Source organism: Achromobacter sp. SIMBA_011, assembly GCF_046535435.1.
Taxonomy (GTDB): domain Bacteria; phylum Pseudomonadota; class Gammaproteobacteria; order Burkholderiales; family Burkholderiaceae_B; genus Achromobacter; species Achromobacter dolens.
Map to the genome: position 1 here is coordinate 1 of NZ_JAWRWN010000177.1, position 333 is coordinate 333.

The following is a 333-nucleotide window of genomic DNA, read 5'->3' on the forward strand; positions in this document are numbered from 1 at the left end:
TGGGCTGGTTGCCCTGGCAGGACAGCCAGTTTCAATTCTCCGCGCAGGCAGCCCAAGCCAGTCGCACCGATACCGAACAGGGCGTACAGACTGACCTGTCGTGGTCCCAGCGCTTGAGCGAGCGCTGGGCTGTCAGCACCGCCCTGTCGTGGCGTTCCCTGGGCTACCGCGACCTGGATGAGTCGACCTATTCCACCTACACCCATGAACAGCAACGCTCGCGCTACCGCGACCAGCAAAGCGCCACGGCGTCCTGGTCGCACCCGTCATTGGGTGCGTTCAGCGCCGGCTTCTCGCGCTCGGCCTCCTATGCGGGTTTCAGCAGCAGCCGCG

1 pseudogene is annotated in these 333 nt (G+C 65.5%); it reads left to right on the top strand.

Features of this window, described 5'->3' with window-relative positions:
• Positions 1-333, top strand: a pseudogene (locus SB816_RS30455) (hypothetical protein); the annotation flags it as partial.